Origin of the sequence: Streptomyces sp. NPDC059255 (assembly GCF_042752355.1) — a bacterium.
Lineage (GTDB): Bacteria > Actinomycetota > Actinomycetes > Streptomycetales > Streptomycetaceae > Streptomyces.
In genome coordinates, this window is the sequence record NZ_JBHYZP010000011.1 from 80,161 (window position 1) to 95,772 (window position 15,612).

At 72.1% G+C, this 15,612-nt stretch carries 13 protein-coding genes and 2 pseudogenes; 5 read left to right on the top strand and 10 right to left on the bottom strand.

The window, feature by feature from the left end; all coding sequences use genetic code 11:
- Window positions 1–297 precede the first annotated feature (297 nt).
- The gene (locus ACFXKG_RS15960) at window positions 298–1,074 is read left to right on the top strand and encodes a DUF4232 domain-containing protein (RefSeq protein ID WP_384838231.1); all 777 of its coding nucleotides are present in this window, start codon (window positions 298–300) and stop codon (window positions 1,072–1,074) included.
- On the opposite strand, the gene ACFXKG_RS15965 is transcribed toward ACFXKG_RS15960, so the two are convergent.
- Window positions 1,064–1,621 (bottom strand): hypothetical protein, encoded by a 558-nt coding sequence (locus tag ACFXKG_RS15965; RefSeq protein WP_384838234.1) that lies wholly within the window; start codon window positions 1,619–1,621, stop codon window positions 1,064–1,066. The genes ACFXKG_RS15960 and ACFXKG_RS15965 overlap by 11 nt on opposite strands.
- A gap of 101 nt (window positions 1,622–1,722) precedes the next feature.
- Here ACFXKG_RS15965 and ACFXKG_RS15970 point away from each other — a divergent pair, with 101 nt between their 5' ends.
- The gene (locus ACFXKG_RS15970) at window positions 1,723–2,490 is read left to right on the top strand and encodes a hypothetical protein (RefSeq protein WP_384838237.1); all 768 of its coding nucleotides are present in this window, start codon (window positions 1,723–1,725) and stop codon (window positions 2,488–2,490) included.
- Between the two features lie 58 nt (window positions 2,491–2,548).
- Here the strand turns inward: ACFXKG_RS15970 and ACFXKG_RS15975 are convergent.
- A pseudogene (locus ACFXKG_RS15975) lies at window positions 2,549–3,016 on the bottom strand (CatB-related O-acetyltransferase); the annotation flags it as partial.
- On the opposite strand from ACFXKG_RS15975, the pseudogene ACFXKG_RS15980 reads away from it, so the two are divergent.
- Window positions 2,953–3,159 (top strand): annotated as a pseudogene (locus ACFXKG_RS15980) (TetR-like C-terminal domain-containing protein); the annotation flags it as partial. The pseudogenes ACFXKG_RS15975 and ACFXKG_RS15980 overlap by 64 nt on opposite strands.
- A 46-nt stretch (window positions 3,160–3,205) precedes the next feature.
- Here the strand turns inward: ACFXKG_RS15980 and ACFXKG_RS15985 are convergent.
- The 3 genes from ACFXKG_RS15985 to ACFXKG_RS15995 form a co-directional block, all read right to left on the bottom strand.
- A complete protein-coding gene (locus ACFXKG_RS15985; protein WP_384838240.1) occupies window positions 3,206–3,748 on the bottom strand; it encodes a DUF1707 domain-containing protein in 543 nt (180 codons plus the stop codon).
- Between the two features lie 107 nt (window positions 3,749–3,855).
- Window positions 3,856–4,290 (bottom strand): RNA-binding S4 domain-containing protein, encoded by a 435-nt coding sequence (locus ACFXKG_RS15990; protein ID WP_384838243.1) that lies wholly within the window; start codon window positions 4,288–4,290, stop codon window positions 3,856–3,858.
- A gap of 141 nt (window positions 4,291–4,431) precedes the next feature.
- Window positions 4,432–6,528 carry a PhoX family protein gene (locus tag ACFXKG_RS15995; RefSeq protein ID WP_384838246.1) on the bottom strand — a complete coding sequence of 699 codons (2,097 nt, stop codon included), beginning with the start codon at window positions 6,526–6,528 and terminating at the stop codon, window positions 4,432–4,434.
- Between the two features lie 336 nt (window positions 6,529–6,864).
- Here ACFXKG_RS15995 and ACFXKG_RS16000 point away from each other — a divergent pair, with 336 nt between their 5' ends.
- Window positions 6,865–8,661 (top strand): VWA domain-containing protein, encoded by a 1,797-nt coding sequence (locus tag ACFXKG_RS16000; RefSeq protein WP_384838249.1) that lies wholly within the window; start codon window positions 6,865–6,867, stop codon window positions 8,659–8,661.
- 171 nt (window positions 8,662–8,832) lie between these two features.
- On the opposite strand, the gene ACFXKG_RS16005 is transcribed toward ACFXKG_RS16000, so the two are convergent.
- Entirely contained in the window at window positions 8,833–10,065 is a 1,233-nt protein-coding gene (locus ACFXKG_RS16005) for a sensor histidine kinase (RefSeq protein ID WP_384838252.1), read from the bottom strand.
- Window positions 10,062–10,715: a response regulator transcription factor gene (locus ACFXKG_RS16010; protein ID WP_384838256.1), complete on the bottom strand. Its 654-nt coding sequence runs from the start codon at window positions 10,713–10,715 to the stop codon at window positions 10,062–10,064. Before ACFXKG_RS16010 ends, ACFXKG_RS16005 begins: the two co-directional genes overlap by 4 nt.
- A 323-nt stretch (window positions 10,716–11,038) precedes the next feature.
- On the opposite strand from ACFXKG_RS16010, the gene metG reads away from it, so the two are divergent.
- The gene (gene metG / locus ACFXKG_RS16015; protein WP_384838259.1) at window positions 11,039–12,643 is read left to right on the top strand and encodes a methionine--tRNA ligase; all 1,605 of its coding nucleotides are present in this window, start codon (window positions 11,039–11,041) and stop codon (window positions 12,641–12,643) included.
- 99 nt (window positions 12,644–12,742) lie between these two features.
- On the opposite strand, the gene ACFXKG_RS16020 is transcribed toward metG, so the two are convergent.
- The 3 genes from ACFXKG_RS16020 to ACFXKG_RS16030 form a co-directional block, all read right to left on the bottom strand.
- Window positions 12,743–13,693, bottom strand: a complete 951-nt coding sequence (locus ACFXKG_RS16020) for an intradiol ring-cleavage dioxygenase (RefSeq protein ID WP_384838262.1) — start codon at window positions 13,691–13,693, stop codon at window positions 12,743–12,745.
- A gap of 159 nt (window positions 13,694–13,852) precedes the next feature.
- On the bottom strand, window positions 13,853–14,734 hold the full coding sequence (locus ACFXKG_RS16025; RefSeq protein ID WP_384838265.1) for a hypothetical protein: 882 nt from the start codon (window positions 14,732–14,734) through the stop codon (window positions 13,853–13,855).
- A gap of 269 nt (window positions 14,735–15,003) precedes the next feature.
- Complete coding sequence (locus ACFXKG_RS16030) at window positions 15,004–15,474, bottom strand: MarR family winged helix-turn-helix transcriptional regulator (protein WP_384838268.1); 471 nt, start codon at window positions 15,472–15,474, stop codon at window positions 15,004–15,006.
- Window positions 15,475–15,612: the final 138 nt, after the last annotated feature.

The following is a 15,612-nucleotide window of genomic DNA, read 5'->3' on the forward strand; positions in this document are numbered from 1 at the left end:
AAGACCGAGGGTCCTGGAAGACCGAGGGTCCTGGAAGACCGGAGGCCCCGGGGCCCGGGCGGCCCCGGGGCCCTCGTGCGCCGTACCCTGCGGTCCCTCAGCTCCCGCAGCGGCGCCGCGGACCCTTCCGCCGTCCCATCCACGCGTTCCAGGGACCCCGCGTTTCCCCTGCTCAGGGCACTTCTCAGCGTTCCACCATCCCGAACTCCCCGCTGACCGTGGCGGCTGGGACGGATGACCGGACAAGCTCTGGTCATCCAAGCAGCACCCCACCCGACGCCTAAGGGGAACCGCACCATGTCCCGCATCCGTAACTCCCGCACCCGTCTCGTGACCGTCGCCGCGAGCGTCGCACTCGCCGCGTTCTCCCTGACCGCGTGCCAGGACGGAACGGGCCTGGCCGACGAGGGCGCGTCGAAGGACTCCGCCGCGACCGCCCCGGCCGACGAGAGCGCGAACGCGTCGAAGGAGTCCGCCTCCGGCTCCTCCGACGGCAGTTCCTCCGGCGGCAGCTCTTCCGCCAACGGCTCCTCGGGCAGCGGCTCCTCCGGCAGCGGCTCCTCCGGCGGTGACGCGAAGCAGAACACCGGCGGCTCGCAGCCGAACGCGGAGGCCCCCGACCAGAAGGACTCCGCCTCCTCCGGCAAGACGGTCACCTGTGAGGGCTCCGTCACCAAGACCGTCGCGACTCCGCTGAGCCGCCCGCTGAACCACCTGCTCCTCACGGTCACCAACACCGGCAGCAACACCTGCTTCCTGTACGGCTACCCGGCCGTCCAGTTCGGTGAGGCCCAGTCCGTACCGCCGGTCATCGAGGACACGCAGCCCCAGGCCGTCGTCACCCTGGAGCCCGGCCAGTCCGGCTACGCCGCCGTGAGCCTGTCCGCCGGCGACGGCAGCGGCGCCGACGGCAGCACCGAGAAGTCCCTGGGCGTCTACTTCCAGGGCCGCTCCGGCAACGCGAGCGTCGGCAAGGGCGCCAACCCCCCGCTGCCCTCCAAGGGCGTCCACATCGACAACTCCCTCAAGGTCACCTACTGGCAGTCGACGATGGACCTCGCCATCAACTGGTGACCCCGCGGCTCTCCCCGCCCTCACCGCGCCGGGCGGCGGATGCCGCCCCCATGACCGTCCAGAGGGCCATGCCCCACAGGCTGAACGCGGCGATGAGACCCACCGCGAGGCGGACGGTCTCGTCCGGGCCGTCCGCGAGCCACACGGCCAGGCCCGCTGCTCCGGCCGCGACCAGCAGGGCCGCCGGCACGCGCAGCCGGGGCTGCCCGAACGCCGTCGCGAGCGGGAGGAAGTGCAGCCCGACCACCATCGCGACCAGCGGAGGAACGAGCACCGGCACCCCCGCGCGAGCGCACACCAGGGCGATGACGACGATCAGCAGCCACTGGAGACCGTTGATCTGATGGAACCGCCGGCGCCGGTCGGCGGGGAACGGTCCCCCGGCCGACGCGGGGAGAATACGTCGCGCGGCGAGCATCAGCCCCACCGTTACGGCGCAGCCGGCCACGACCGCGACCAGCCTCGCCGGGCCGTCGAACGCGCTGGTGGCCAGGGACCACCAGCCGAGGCCGAACAGCGCGAGGAACCCCACCCCTGACTTGAACATGATCAATATCCTAGAGGGAGGAGTGGTTCGTGGGACCGGAATATTCCCGGGCCGGCGCCCGCCTCGCCGACGGGCGGCCTCATCCGTTACCGTCCGGGGCCATGGAGGACGCGCGGCGCTGGCTCGCCGAGCAGGGCATCACGGAGCAGAGCATCACGGAGGCCGCCGGCAGGTGGTTCGACGCCGAGGCGCCGGACCGTCCGCTCACCGGCCACGAGGTCGCGCTCGCCTGGGCGGGCCAGCTGCTCGCCGACGGGTCCCTGGACGCGGCCGAGCGCGTACGGCTGGCCTTCGGGCTGCTGGATCTCCTCGGCGAGTACTGGGTGAGCCACGAGATCCGGTCCGCGGACCAGGGCCCGGAGGGCCCCCTGCCCGCCGACGCGCTGTGGGAGGGTTACCGCCGCGGACTGGAGGCGGACCGGGACGCCGAGGCGGTCACCTACTCGCTCTGGGTCGACTGGTTCGAGGACTCCGACACCGCGGCGACCGCCTTCGCCGAGGTGCTCGGGAACGACATCGACCGCGTCGTGGCGGAGGGAGCGGAGGGACCCGCGGCCCCGCTCCGCCGGGCCGGCCGCGTCCTGGCCGTCTCGGGCCCCGTCCCCTGGCCGGTGAAGCGGGCGGCGTACGAAGCCGCCGCACGGCTCCCCGCCCTGCACGGCCCGCTGTTCAAGGGCCTGCTCGCCGGCTACCACGATGTCCGCGGCGACCTGGATCCGGCGGGCGCCCGGGCCCTCCTCGCCCGGCTGCGGCTCCCGGCGGACACCCCGCATCTCGCGGAGCTCCGGTCCGTACTCGCGGCGGGGCACAGGAATCACTACCGCAGCCCCCACGCCTGGAACGACGCGGTGCGAGCCACGGCGGACTGATCCGCCGCGGCCCCGGCCTCGTAGCGCCGTACCGCCGTACAGCTCGCTCCCAAGAAGCTCACGGGGATGTCTGCGTCGCCCGTGCGGCCGGCGCCGCGTTCTCCAGGTCGTCGATGCTGCCGGACATGATCGTGCGGACGTGTTCGGTGAGGTGCTGGAGCGGCCAGTCCCACCAGGCCACGGCCAGCAGGCGGTTGACGTCCGCGTCGCTGTGGCGGCGGCGGATGAGACGGGCGGGGTTGCCGCCGACGACGCCGTAGTCGGGGACGTCGTCGACGACGACGGAGCCCGCGGCGATGATCGCCCCGTGGCCGATGCGGACGCCGGGCATCACCATGGTCCGGTAGCCGAACCAGACGTCATGGCCCACCACGGTGTCACCCCGCCCGGGCAGACCGGTGATGAGGTCGAAGTGCCCGGACCAGGAACCGCCCATGATCGGGAAAGGGAACGTGGAGGGGCCGTTGCGAGATCGTCGTCGGCCGGGCGGTCCGGCGCGGCGAACTCCCGCCGCGCACCGACGCCCGGCCGCTGCTCATCGCCGCCACCGCGCCGCTCTACCACCAGCTGGTGCTCCTGCGCACGCCACCCGACCCGCGCCTGCCCGGCCGTGCGGCCAGAACCGCCGCCCTCGCCGCGGCCGCGGGCGCCTTCGCCGGAGCTTCACCCACCGGGCCGCCGCCCACCGGGCCCCGCCCGCCGGGCCTTCGTCAGCTCAGCGCCGCGCGTGACGGATCTTCAGCCGCCCGAACCCCATCGTCCCGGAGATCCGGATCCTGGGCACGCCGGGGCGGTGGCCCCGCGGGACCCTGTGGAGCGAGTCCTTCCACCCGGTGCGCAGATCCTCGATGTCGACCGTCGCGTCGCGGGGCACCGTGATCTTCGCTCTGCCGGTGCCGAGTTGCAGCTCGATGTCGACCTCCGCATGGTCGAAGACCGCCCGGGACAGGTCCAGGTGCACCTTTCCGAACGCGGACTCGACCTTGAGGAACCGGGGTACCCGCCATGCGCCGCGCCGCCGGATCCGTCCGCCGGCGACGGCGATCGTGGACGTGGTGCCCGCGTTCTCCGCCGGGAGCGAGGCCAGAGCCGACACCAGCTCGCCGTGCGTCCTGGCGGTGAGCGCCCTGCCGAGCCGCTCGTCCATCTCCTCGTGCGAGAGGTGCCCCTCGGCATAGGCGTCCTGGAGGCGCCGCACGGCCGCGTCCCGGTCGTCCTCACGGATCAGCGACAGCGGGTCTTCCGGCAGCGAGGTCACCGTTTCACTGTAGTGCCGGGGTCACGACGCGAACACGCCCGGATCGCCCGGGAGTTCACGACAGGCACCGGGCCCGGCGGCGGCGTACGGGCGCCGTCGCCGTACGATCAAGAACTTTTCGGCGCCTGGCCCTGATCGAACCCCTGCAACCGCTCCATCTCCCGCCGGTCCCGCTTCGTCGGGCGGCCCGCGCCCCGGTCGCGCACCGGGACCGACGGGGTCAGCTCGCGGGGTGGGGGCGGGGGGCTGTTGTCGACGTAGCACTCGACCGCCACCGGGGCGCCGACCCGTTTCCGTACCGTACGGGAGACCACGACCACCCGGTCACGGCCCGCGTGGCGCAGGCGGACCTCGTCGCCCGGCTTCAGGGCGTACGCGGGCTTGACCCGCTCGCCGTTGACGCGGACATGGCCCGCGCGGCAGGCCGAGGCCGCCTGGGAGCGGGTCTTGGTGAGCCGTACGGACCAGATCCAGGTGTCGACCCGGGCCGTTCCCTCGTCCTGCCCTGTCCCCGTCCCCGTACCGGAAGCCTCAGAAGCCATACCCCGAGGGTAGCCCGGCCCGGCACGCGGAAGGGGTGGCGCCGGTCCGAGCGGCGCCACCCCTGGTCATACGTGTCTCACGCGGCCGGCGTCATACGGGTCGCACGCGGCCGGTGTCACACGTGTCTCACGCGACCGGCGTCACACGCCGATGTCACGGCCGTCGTTGCGCCACACCGAGACCACCGACGGACGGACGATCCGGCCCGGGCCGTCCGGCCACGCGCTCGCCGGCTTCTCGACCGACGCGCCGTCGACCTCGCCCGGGTGCTGGACCGCGACCAGGACCCGGCGGTCCTGGATGATCGGGCCACAGGTCTCCGCGCCGTTCGGCATGGTCAGGAACTGCTTCAGCTCACCGCGCCGCTCGCCCTGCGTCGCGACGCCGAACAGCCCGTCGTGGTTGCCGAGCGCGTTGCCGTCCGTCGAGATCCACAGGTTGCCGTGCGGGTCGAAGGCGACGTTGTCCGGGCAGGAGATCGGGGAGACCTTGTCCTTCGGGAAGCCCGCGAAGTACGTCGCCGGGTCCTTCGGGTCGCCCGCGACCAGGAAGAGCCGCCAGGCGAAGCCGTCGCCCGCCGGGTCGTCCCAGTTCTCCGCCAGCTCCAGGATGTGGCCGTGCTTGTTGGCGTTGCGCGGGTTGGCCTCGTCGGGACCGGCCTTGCTCGCCTTGCCGCGGTCGGTGTTGTTCGTCAGCGCGACATAGACGCGGCCCGTGCGCGGGGACGGCTCGACGTCCTCGGGACGGTCCATCTTCGTGGCGCCGACCTTGTCGCCCGCGAGGCGCGTGAAGACGTACACCTCGTCGGCGGACATGCCCGGGACGTGCGAGACATCGCCGGTGGCCAGCGGGATCCAGACGCCGGAACCGTCGAACTCGCCGTCGTTCGGCAGCTTGCCCGTGCCGTCGATCTCGCCCGCCGGGCTGTCGCCGGTCAGCTTCGCGACGTACAGCGTGCCCTCGTCGAGCAGCGTGAGGTTGTGCTCGTGGGCGGCGCGCCCGCCGCCCTTCTTCATCTTCTTCGAGGAGACGAACTTGTAGAGGTAGTCGAAGCGCTCGTCGTCGCCCATGTAGACGACGGGCCGGCCGTCGGCGGTGAGCCGGGGCTGCGCGGCCTCGTGCTTGAAGCGGCCGAGGGCGGTGCGCTTGCGGGGCGTAGAGTCCGGGTCGTACGGGTCCAGCTCGACGACCCAGCCGAAGCGGTGCGCCTCGTTGGGCTCCTGCTTGAGGTCGAAGCGCTTGTCGAAGAGCTCCCACTTGCGCTCGGACGCGCCGGTGCCGATCCCGTACCGCAGGTCGGTCGGGCTGGAACCGTTGGCGAAGTACTGGTTGAAGTTCTCCTCGCCGTGCAGCGTGGTGCCCCACGGAGTGGTGCCGCCGGCGCAGTTGTTGAGCGTGCCGTACACCTTGCTGCCCGTGCGGTCCGCGGAGGTGCGCAGCAGGTCGCTGCCGGCGGCCGGACCGGTGAGGCGGAACTCGCTCTTCACGGTGATCCGGCGGTTGAGCTGATGGCGGGTGACGGCGGTGAGCTTGCCGCTCTTGCGGTCCTCCTCGACCACGACGACGGAGAGGCCGTGGGCCGCCCAGGCGATCTCGACCTGCTCGCGGGTCGGCTTGGCCGGGTCGTATCCCTTGAACATCAGGATCTCGTCCGTGTACTCGTGGTTGGCCACGAGGAGCTGCCGGCCCTTCTCGCCCTTCTCGGTCAGGGGCAGCAGGCTCAGGAAGTCGTTGTTGTAGCCGAACTGACCGGCCTGGGCCTTCGCCGTCTGCTTGTCGGGGTCGAAGGCGGGCGCGCCGCGCAGGATCGGGTCGCCCCAGCGGATGACGACGTTCTGGCTGTGACCGGCGGGGATGGTCACCTTGTCGGCGGTGTTGGGCGCGACGGCCTGGAAGCGCAGGCCGCGGGCGCCGTCGGCGGTGGCGGAGCCGCCGCCCGTACCGGCGTTGCCGTGGCCGTTGCCGACGACGGGGGCGGCGGAGGCGGAGGAACCACCGGGGCCACCGAGGGCGAGCGCGCTGCCCGCGGCGCCCGCGACCGTGACGACGGCGGCGGCGCGCATCATCGAACGTCTCGACAGGGCACCGGCGATGACATCACCGACGTACTCGTTGTCGCTCTTGTTGGGCACCTCGTGGAAGCACGCGTCGCCGCAGCGGTAACGGCAGGTCAGGGCGGAACGGCCGCCGGGATGAGGGGATGAGGGGGAGCTGAGCAACGGGAGCAGCTTGCGCACGTACGCCTCCGGTGATGGTTCGGCGCGCACCGCGCCGACAGGCTGTCGGGATGACTCGGCGGCCGACGCTAGGCGCGGGCACCGGCAGCACGGCGGCCGGAAGATGAACGGAACATGAATCCACATCGACCGGGTGGTCGGGGGAGAGTAATGTCCGGCGCGCAGGCGAACGCGGGGCGCCGTGGAGGCCACGCCGCTACCCTTCTGCCCGTTACGTGCACCGCCCCTGCCGTAGATCGCCCGGGGCGGCCGCTAACCTTACGTATCCGCCCTGGCCAGGAATGCGCGTTTTCCCGGTGGCGGACACCGCACCCAACTCATCTGAAAGGCTCGCCCATGGGCATTCGGAGCTTGCTGCGCAAGGTGTTCGGACGCGACCGTGCGGAGGAGCGCAACGGGTCGGCCCCTGTTACGGAATCGGCCCCGGAGGCGGCGTCCGACGCGCCCCCGGCATCCACCTCTACTTCTGCCGCGACTTCTGCCGCGACTTCTGCCTCTACTTCTGCCTCGACCTCGACAGCCTCGGGCTCCGATGCCGATGCGGCGTCCGGTTCGGCATCGGTGCCGGCGTCCGTCTCGGTGCCCTCCCAGGCCGACCGTACGGAGAAGTCGGCGCCCGCGCGGAAGTCGCCGGCGACGGCGGGTGCCGGGGCGGGAGCGGGTGCCGGGGCCGCGGATCTGGTGGCCGCGGCGTTCGACAACGCCCGCCCGAGCGAGCCGGAGCGCAGCGTGCCGGCCCAGGCGTCGCGCACACGCTCGGCGGACGAGCCGCTGACGACCACTCAGGAGACCCCGTCGGCACCGGTGGTCCCGACCGTCCCGGCGCAGGCGTCCGCCGAACCGGAACTGAAGCCGGAGGCCAAGCCCGAGCCGGAAGCCGAGCCGGAGTCCGAGAAGACCCCGGAGCCGGAGTCGAAGCCGGAGGCCGAAGCGAAGCCCGCAGCGGTGACCGAGCCCGCCCCGGAAGCGAAGGCGGACGCGAAGGCAGACGCGAAGGCAGAGCCGGAGACCGGCCCCGAGACCGAGCCCCGGACCGGCCCCGAGACCGAGGCGGAGCCCAAGGCCGAGCCCACGCCGGAGCCCGCCCCGACCGCGAAGGCCGAGCCGGAACCCGTGACCGAGCCCGCAGCGGTGACCGAGCCCGCAGCCGTGGCCACGCCCGAGCCGGCCACCGAGCCCGCAGCCGCGCCCACGCCCACGCCGGAACCCGTGACCGAGCCCGCAGCCGTGCCCGAGCCGGTAGCCGCTGCCGCGCCCGTGACCGAGGCCGCTCCCGAGCCGGAGTCGGCACCCGAGCCCACCCCCTCGCCGGAGCCCGCGCCGGAGTCAACTCCCCTCCCTTCCAACGAGGTTGAGCCCCTCGCGGCGGAGATCACTCCCGAGGCCACCCCCGACACCGACACGGAGGGCGACGCCGAGGACGACGCCGACACCGCATCCGACACCGCGGCCCGCCCCGCCCTCGCCCTCGCCCGCGTCAAGTCCCGCGCACCCGGACTCTCCGAGCGCTACAAGGCCGCCGGTGCCGCGCTCAAGAAGTACGGGCTGACCGGGCGTCGCGCCACCGTCTACCTGGTCCTCGACCGGTCCGGTTCCATGCGGCCGTACTTCAAGGACGGCAGCGCCCAGCACCTCGGTGAGCAGGCCCTCGCGCTCTCCGCGCACCTGGACGAGGGCGCGACCGTCCCCGTCGTGTTCTTCTCGACGGAGATCGACGGGACCGGCGAGATCGGGCTCGACGCGTACGAGGGGAAGATCGACGAACTGAACGGCTCCCTCGGCCGCATGGGGCGTACGAACTACCACCGCGCCGTCGAAGAGGTCGTCTCGCACTACGAGAAGTCCGGCGCCGACGGGCCCGCGCTGGTGATCTTCCAGACGGACGGCGCGCCCAGCCTCGTACGCGCCGCCGAGCAGGCGTTCGCCGAGGCCGCGAAGCTGCCGGTGTTCTGGCAGTTCGTGGCGTTCGGCGAGGAGGACTCCAAGGCGTTCGACTTCGCGCGGAAGCTCGGCGCGGACGCGGCCACCGCCAACGTCGGCTTCTTCCACGCGGGCCCGGTCCCGCGCGACCTGCCCGACGCGGCGTTCTACCGCGGGCTGCTCGCCGACTGGCACCCCGAGAGCGGAGTCTGAGGGCCCCGGCCCCCACCGCCGGCCGCTCGCCCAGGCGCCGGACGGGCGCTTTCCCCGCCCATCCGGCGTCGGTGCCGGCACAAGCACCAACGCGAGCGCCGACGCAAGCACCGGCGCAGCCGCCGACACCGACGCCTACACCGACACCGACGCCGACGCCTACGTCGGCCCCTACGCCGGCACGGACTGCCCGACGGAGGCCGACGACCGCACCGCCGACGACCGCACCGGCAGCGTCACTGTCACCACCAGCCCCCCGCCGTCGCCGCCCGGCACCGCGTCCACCGTCCCGCCGTGCGCCTCCGCGATCGAGCGGACGATCGAGAGCCCGAGCCCCGCGCCCCGCCCCATCCGGTCGCGGCCCTCGCCCCGCCGGAACGGTTCGAACAGCGCGGGCACATCCGCCGCTGCGACCTCCGGCCCCGTGTTCCGCACCACGAGCACCGCGCCGGTCACCTCCACGTCCACCGTCCCGCCCGGCACGTTGTACGTGACGGCGTTGGCCAGCAGGTTCCCCACGAGCTGGCCGAGCAGCAGCCGGTTGCCCTGCACCGTCTCGGCGTCCTTGACCGTCAGCGACACGGCGCCCCCGCACCGCACCGTCTCCTCCGCCACCGCCTCGCCGAGGTCGACCGGCTCCAGGTCGTCCACCTCGCGCTCGCTGCGCGCCAGCACCAGCAGTCCCTCGATGAGCTTCTCGCTGCGCCGGTTGTTGTCGAGCAGGGTCTCCTTCGTACGCGCCAGTTCGTCCGGCGAGCAGAGGTCGTCCAGCCCGACCTGGATCGCGGTGCGCTGCGTCGCCAGCGGGGTGCGCAGCTCGTGCGAGGCGTTGGCGATGAAGCGGCGCTGGCTGTCGAACGCCTTCTGGAGCCGGGCCAGCAGGGCGTCCAGGGTGTCGCTCAACTCCTTGAGTTCGTCGTTCGGGCCGCGCGCCCTGATCCGCTCGTGCAGATTGCGCTCGGAGAGCCTGCGGGCCTTCGCCGTCATCGCGTGCACGGGCCGCAGCACCCGGCCCGCCGTCCACCACCCCACGCCCACCGCGCACGCCGCCATGATCAGCAGCGCGACGACCGACCAGAACACCATCTCGTCGGAGGCCGCGTTCGTGACGTTGTCGGCGACCTGGTTGACGGTGACGGGCGCGATCTGCTGCTCGCCGATCAGACGCGTCACGGACTCCGGCTGGACCGCGGGCGCCACCTGGGCCGGCGCCACCCGGGCGGCGATCTCCTCGGCCTCCATCTGTGTTCCGGCGCCGGCCAGCAGGTTGACGATGGTCAGCAGACAGCCGCCGAGGACGAGGAAGACACCGCCGTAGACGAGCGCGATGCGCGTACGGATGGTGGAGCCGGCGAGCGGCCGGAGCAGGCGGGCGCCGCCCTGACGTATCGGCCAGGGGCTCACAGCGCGTACCCCGCGCCCTGCACCGTACGGATCAGCGGCGGGTCCCCCAGCTTCGACCGCAGCTTGCTCAGGCAGACCCGTACCGCCCCGGTGAAGGGATCGGCGTGCGCGTCCCACGCGCGCTCCAGCAGTTCCTCGGCCGAGACGGGCGCCCCGTCCGCCTCCAGCAGGATCTGGAGTACGGAGAACTCCTTGGGCGAGAGATCCAGCGCCACCCCGTCCCGCGACGCGGTCCGCCGCACGGAGTCGAGCCGCACCCCGTACTTCTCCAGCTGCGGCGGTACGGGCCTGGCGCTGCGCCGCCGCAGGGCGCGGACCCGGGAGACCAGCTCGGGGAAGTCGAAGGGCTTGCCGAGATAGTCGTCGGCGCCCAGGTCGAGCCCTTCGACGCGGTCCTCCAGGGAGGCGGACGCGGTGAGCATCAGGATGCGCGTACGGGAGGACTCGGCGACGAGCCTGCGCGCCACGTCGTCGCCGTGGACGCGGGGCAGGTCGCGGTCGAGCACGACGACGTCGTAGTCGTGCAGGCCCAGATAGGCGAGGGCGGCGTCCCCGCTGTAGACGGTGTCGACGGCGAAGCCCGCCCGGCGCAGCCCGGTGGCCACCAGCTCGGCCAGGACCTCCTCGTCCTCGGCGACCAGTACCCGCATGCTGTCGTCCCCTGTCTCTCTCCCCGGCCCCGACCCCGGCGCCGGACCTGACCCCGGACCCGATCCCGGACCTGATCCCGGACCTGGCCCTGACCTCGGACCTGACTCCGACCCCGGACCTGACCCGGTATTCGTCCCCGTCCTTGTCCCCGCCCTTGTCCCCGTCCCGTCCCTCATCCGCTGTCCCGCCTCGTACATGATGCCCATTCCCTCCCAGGATGTGCCTGTATATCGCGGCACCTGTTTCCCGGAGGTCTCCACCGGGTAGCTACCGTCATTTATCGATGTGAAGGCACCGCTTCCGGGCCGATACCATTTCGAGCATGGCGGCCACTGGATCCGAAGAGCAGGGTGGGAAGGCGTACTACGTCACCACCCCCATTTACTACGTCAACGACGCTCCTCACCTGGGCCACGCCTACACGACCGTCGCAGGCGACGTGCTCTCCCGCTGGCACCGCCAGCGCGGCGAGAAGGTGTGGTTCCTCACCGGCACGGACGAGCACGGTCAGAAGATCATGCGCACCGCCGACGCGAACGGGGTCACCCCGCAGGAGTGGTGCGACAAGCTCGTCGAGGAGGCGTGGAAGCCCCTCTGGGAGCACCTGAACATCGCGAACGACGACTTCATCCGGACGACGGAGGAGCGGCACACGGCCCGTGTGCAGGAGTTCGTGCAGGACCTGTACGACAAGGACGAGATCTACAAGGGCGGCTACGAGGGCCCGTACTGCGTGGGCTGCGAGGAGTACAAACTCTCCGCCGAGCTGATCGAGGACGAGAACGGCGTCAAGCTGTGCTCGATTCACAAGACGCCGGTGGAGATCCTCAAGGAGGAGAACTACTTCTTCAAGCTCAGTGAGTACGGTCCGAAGCTCCTCGCGCACTACGAGGCCAACCCCGGCTTCGTCCAGCCCGAGTCCGCCCGCAACGAGGTCGTGAACTTCGTCAAGCAGGGCCTTCAGGACCTGTCGATCTCGCGCTCGACCTTCGACTGGGGCGTCCCGGTGCCGTGGGACGAGAAGCACGTCATCTACGTCTGGGTCGACGCGCTGCTGAACTACGCGACGGCGGTCGGCTACGGCGCGAACCAGGAGAAGTTCGACGCCACGTTCCCGGCCGACGTCCACCTGGTCGGCAAGGACATCCTGCGCTTCCACGCGATCATCTGGCCCGCCATGCTGATGGCGCAGGGGCTCCCCGTGCCCGGCCGGGTCGCCGCCAACGGCTGGCTGATGGTCGGCGGCGAGAAGATGTCGAAGTCGAATCTGACCGGCATCAAGCCGCAGGACCTGACCTCGCACTTCGGCGTCGACGCGTACCGCTGGTACTTCCTGCGGGCCATCGCCTTCGGGCAGGACGGCTCGTTCTCCTGGGAGGACTTCACCGCCCGCTACACCTCCGAGCTGGCGAACGACTACGGCAACCTCGCCTCGCGCGTCGCGGCCATGGTCGGCAAGTACTTCGGCGGCTCGCTGCCGGCCGACGCCGCCCCGGGCGACGCGGAGCAGGCCGTACGGGACGGGCTGGTGAAGGCGGTCGCCGAGGCGGACCGGAAGATCGGCGAGGAGCTGGACTTCGCGGGCGGGATCGCGGCGGTCTTCGACTTCGTGAAGCAGGTCAACGGCTATCTGACCGAGCAGGAGCCGTGGAAGGTCGCCAAGGACGACTCGGCGGAGGGCCGGGCGCGGCTCGCGACGATCCTCTACACGGCCTCCGAGTCGCTGCGGGCGATCGCCGTCCTGCTCAACGCGGTGATGCCGGAGACCTCGCAGAAGCTGTGGGACTCGCTCGGCGCGGACGACGCGCTGGGCGCGCTCGCCGACCAGCGGGTCCAGGACGCGGCCACGTGGGGCCTGCTGCCCGCGGGCGCGACGGTGACGAAGGGCGCGGTGCTCTTCCCGCGTCTGGAGGAGCAGCCGGCGTAGCGCCGTCCACACGTTCATGGGGCAGGGCCCGGAACCAGGCTGACGTGCCTGGTCCCGGGCCCTGCCCATGGATCGGATCACCGGGAGAGGGACGACGGATCAGAGATCGGTGCCGTCGTGGGTCTCGTCCGGGTCGACGCCCATGGTGAGGGAGCCGACGACACCGCGCGCCATGTCGTTCTTGCGGTACGAGAGCTTCAGCAGCCCGCCCTGGACGCCGCTCTGGTCGTAGATGGTGTCCTCGGTGAGCGTGGTGCGCTCGGTCGTGCTGGTCGAGTACGGCGCGATCTTCGCCGAGTCGAGGACCGCGGCCTCCTCGAAGAAGAACTGGCCGGTGTGGCAGGTGTGCCCGCCCTCGTACCCGGCGTCGGTCATCCTGCCGCCGACGTGCACCTTGGTGTGGATGTGCACGGCGCGGCCCCGGTACCAGCCCGGGAAGACCGTCTTGAACTCGACGAAGCCGTTCTTGTCGGTGAGCCAGGTGCCGCGCAGGTACCGCTTGTCGTCGGTGGGCTCCTCGTGACCGCCGCCGCCACCGCCGGGGCCGCCGGTCGGGGGTGTCCCGGTGGGCGTGTCCGTGGGGGCGTCGGTCGGGGCGTCGGTGGGCGGGGTGCCGCCGCCACCGCCGCCGGTGGAGGCGGACTCGTAACCGGAGTAGAGGCCCAGCGCGTCGCAGTGCCAGATGTCGACGGCCGCGCCGCGCAGCGGCTTGCAGGTGTCCGAGTCGATCGCCTTGAGGCGGAGGGTCATGGGGATGCCCTCCTTGCCCTCGGTGATGTCCTTCCTGATCTTGTCGGCGTCGATGTAGTACGGGCCCTCGGTGGTCTGCGAGGTGAGCCGGTAGCACTCCTCGCCGGCGCCGGTCGCCGTGGCGCCGTTCCCGGTGCCGTTCTTGGCGCCCGTGGACGAGGCTGCCGTGTCCTCGCCCGCCGACGCCGTGGTGACGGCCGCGGCCGCTATGCCGGTGGCGGCAATGGCCGCGCCGCCCGCGAGTACTGCTCTGCGGCGCATCATGTCCCGTTTCTCCAAAGGCACTTGGGTCTCTGTCATGTCACGGGACACTAGGGAGCCAAGCTGGCAGCGACCTGGGTGCGGGCTGTGAGCGACGGATCAACCGGGAGTGCCCGGGGACTCGGAGGAGCGGGCAGGGCCGTCGGGCTCATCGGCCCGCGAACATCAGGGGCTCACCGGTCCGTGAACGTCAGGGACTCATCGGCCCAGGGAGTCCTCGTCGCCCATCACCACGACCGGCCGCTTCGCCGGGTCCAGCGTGCGCAGCAGCTCCTTCATCCGCTCGCGCGGCACGGAGACGCACGCCTGGGTGGGGCCGCCGTGGTCCACATGGATCCAGATGCCGCCGCCCTTGTCGCCGCCGAGCGGCCGGGTCCAGTCGAGCGGGGTGCTGCCCGGCCTGCGGTTGTAGTTGATCGCGACGACGTAGTCGAAGGAGCCTTCGAGCGGCTCGCCCTCGAACCCGGTGCCCGAGACCGAGAAGGCCGGTCCCCGGTCGTACGGGAGCCGCGTCCCCGGATCGGCCAGCCGGCCGCCCGCGTCGGTCAGCCCGTACACCCCGATGGGCGAGCGCAGATCGCCCTGGTTGTGGTCGTCGGTCCACCCCTCCAGCGCGTTGTGCGCGGGCCAGGCGTCGGTGACGCGCTCCCAGCCGGTGACCGGGTCGCGCTCGTAGACGACGACGGAGGAGAGGTTGGAGTCGCGGTTGATACCGGTCACGACCACGGCCTGGGTCGTCCCCGGGGGGATCTCGGCGCGGGTCTCCGGGCCGAGGCCGGGGATCACCCGGGCCCGGGCGCCGCGCGCCTCCAGCGGCCCGGACGCGCCCGGGCCGGCGCCGGTGTCCTCGCCGTTGCGCGCGGCGGCGGCGTCGGAATCCGAGGCGGAAGCGGCGCCGGCGCCGCGACCGGAGGGGGTGCCGGCCTTGTCCGCCGTGTCCGCCCGGCCCGCGTCGCGCACGCCGTCGCCGTCCGCGCAGCCGGTGAGCAGCAGACCGGTCGCCAGCAGCGCGGCGACCAGCCGCGGTCCTCCGCGAAGCCTGCGAAGAGCGCGGACGGCGCGTGTCGGGCGCACAGACATGTACGGGCCTCTCATTCCGTATTGCCGGGGAAGGCAGGAGGGGCGGATGCGCTTCCTGCACCGAAGTCTGCGCCGGTGATCATCGTACGGACGTCCTCCGCCCGGTCCCCGGCGCGTCGCCCGCGTCGCACGGGACTTCGGCGGAGGCGGTGATTCACCCGACCGGTCCCGTGCCGCGGGCAGCGCCGCCGCGCATCCTTTTCGATCCCTCACGCCGGTGGAACGCGCCGGAAGACCGATCGGGTTGTCTCCGGTCTCCGATCGAAGGCTCAGCGGCCCCGCTCGCCCTCGCGCAGCCGCCGGCCGACCGTGCCGAGGCTCCCGGCGAGGGCGGCGAGTTGGTCGCCGTCGAGGACGTCGATGAACAGTTCGCGGACGAGCGCGACATGCCCGGGGGCCGCCGCGCGCAGCCGCTCGCGGCCCGCGTCGGTGAGAACGGCGAAGACGCCGCGCACGTCGGAGGGGCAGGAGCGGCGGCGGACGAGACCGGCCTTCTCCAGTTGTCCGACCTGATAGGTGAGGCCGCTCTTGGAGGTGAGCAGGAGATCCGCCAGCCCTGTCATACGCAGTTCGCCGCCGGGCGCCTCCGAGAGCCGCACCAGGATCTCGTACTGCGCGTGGGAGAGGCCCGCCTCCTCCTTGAGCTGCTGGTCGAGGCGGCGCTCCAGGAGGGTGGCGGCGGTGATGAAACCGCGCCACGCGGCCAGCTCGTGCTCGTCCAGCCAGCGGGGGTCGTCCATGGCCTCATCCTAGGCCCCGGTTGTTGAAATTCAAATCAATGTGTACGGTCGAAACCGCGCCATTGCTTCAACTTTCAAGGAATGGCCACAGGGCTCCCCGGAGCCGGCCACAGAACGGAACGGCCCCACCGAAGCGGC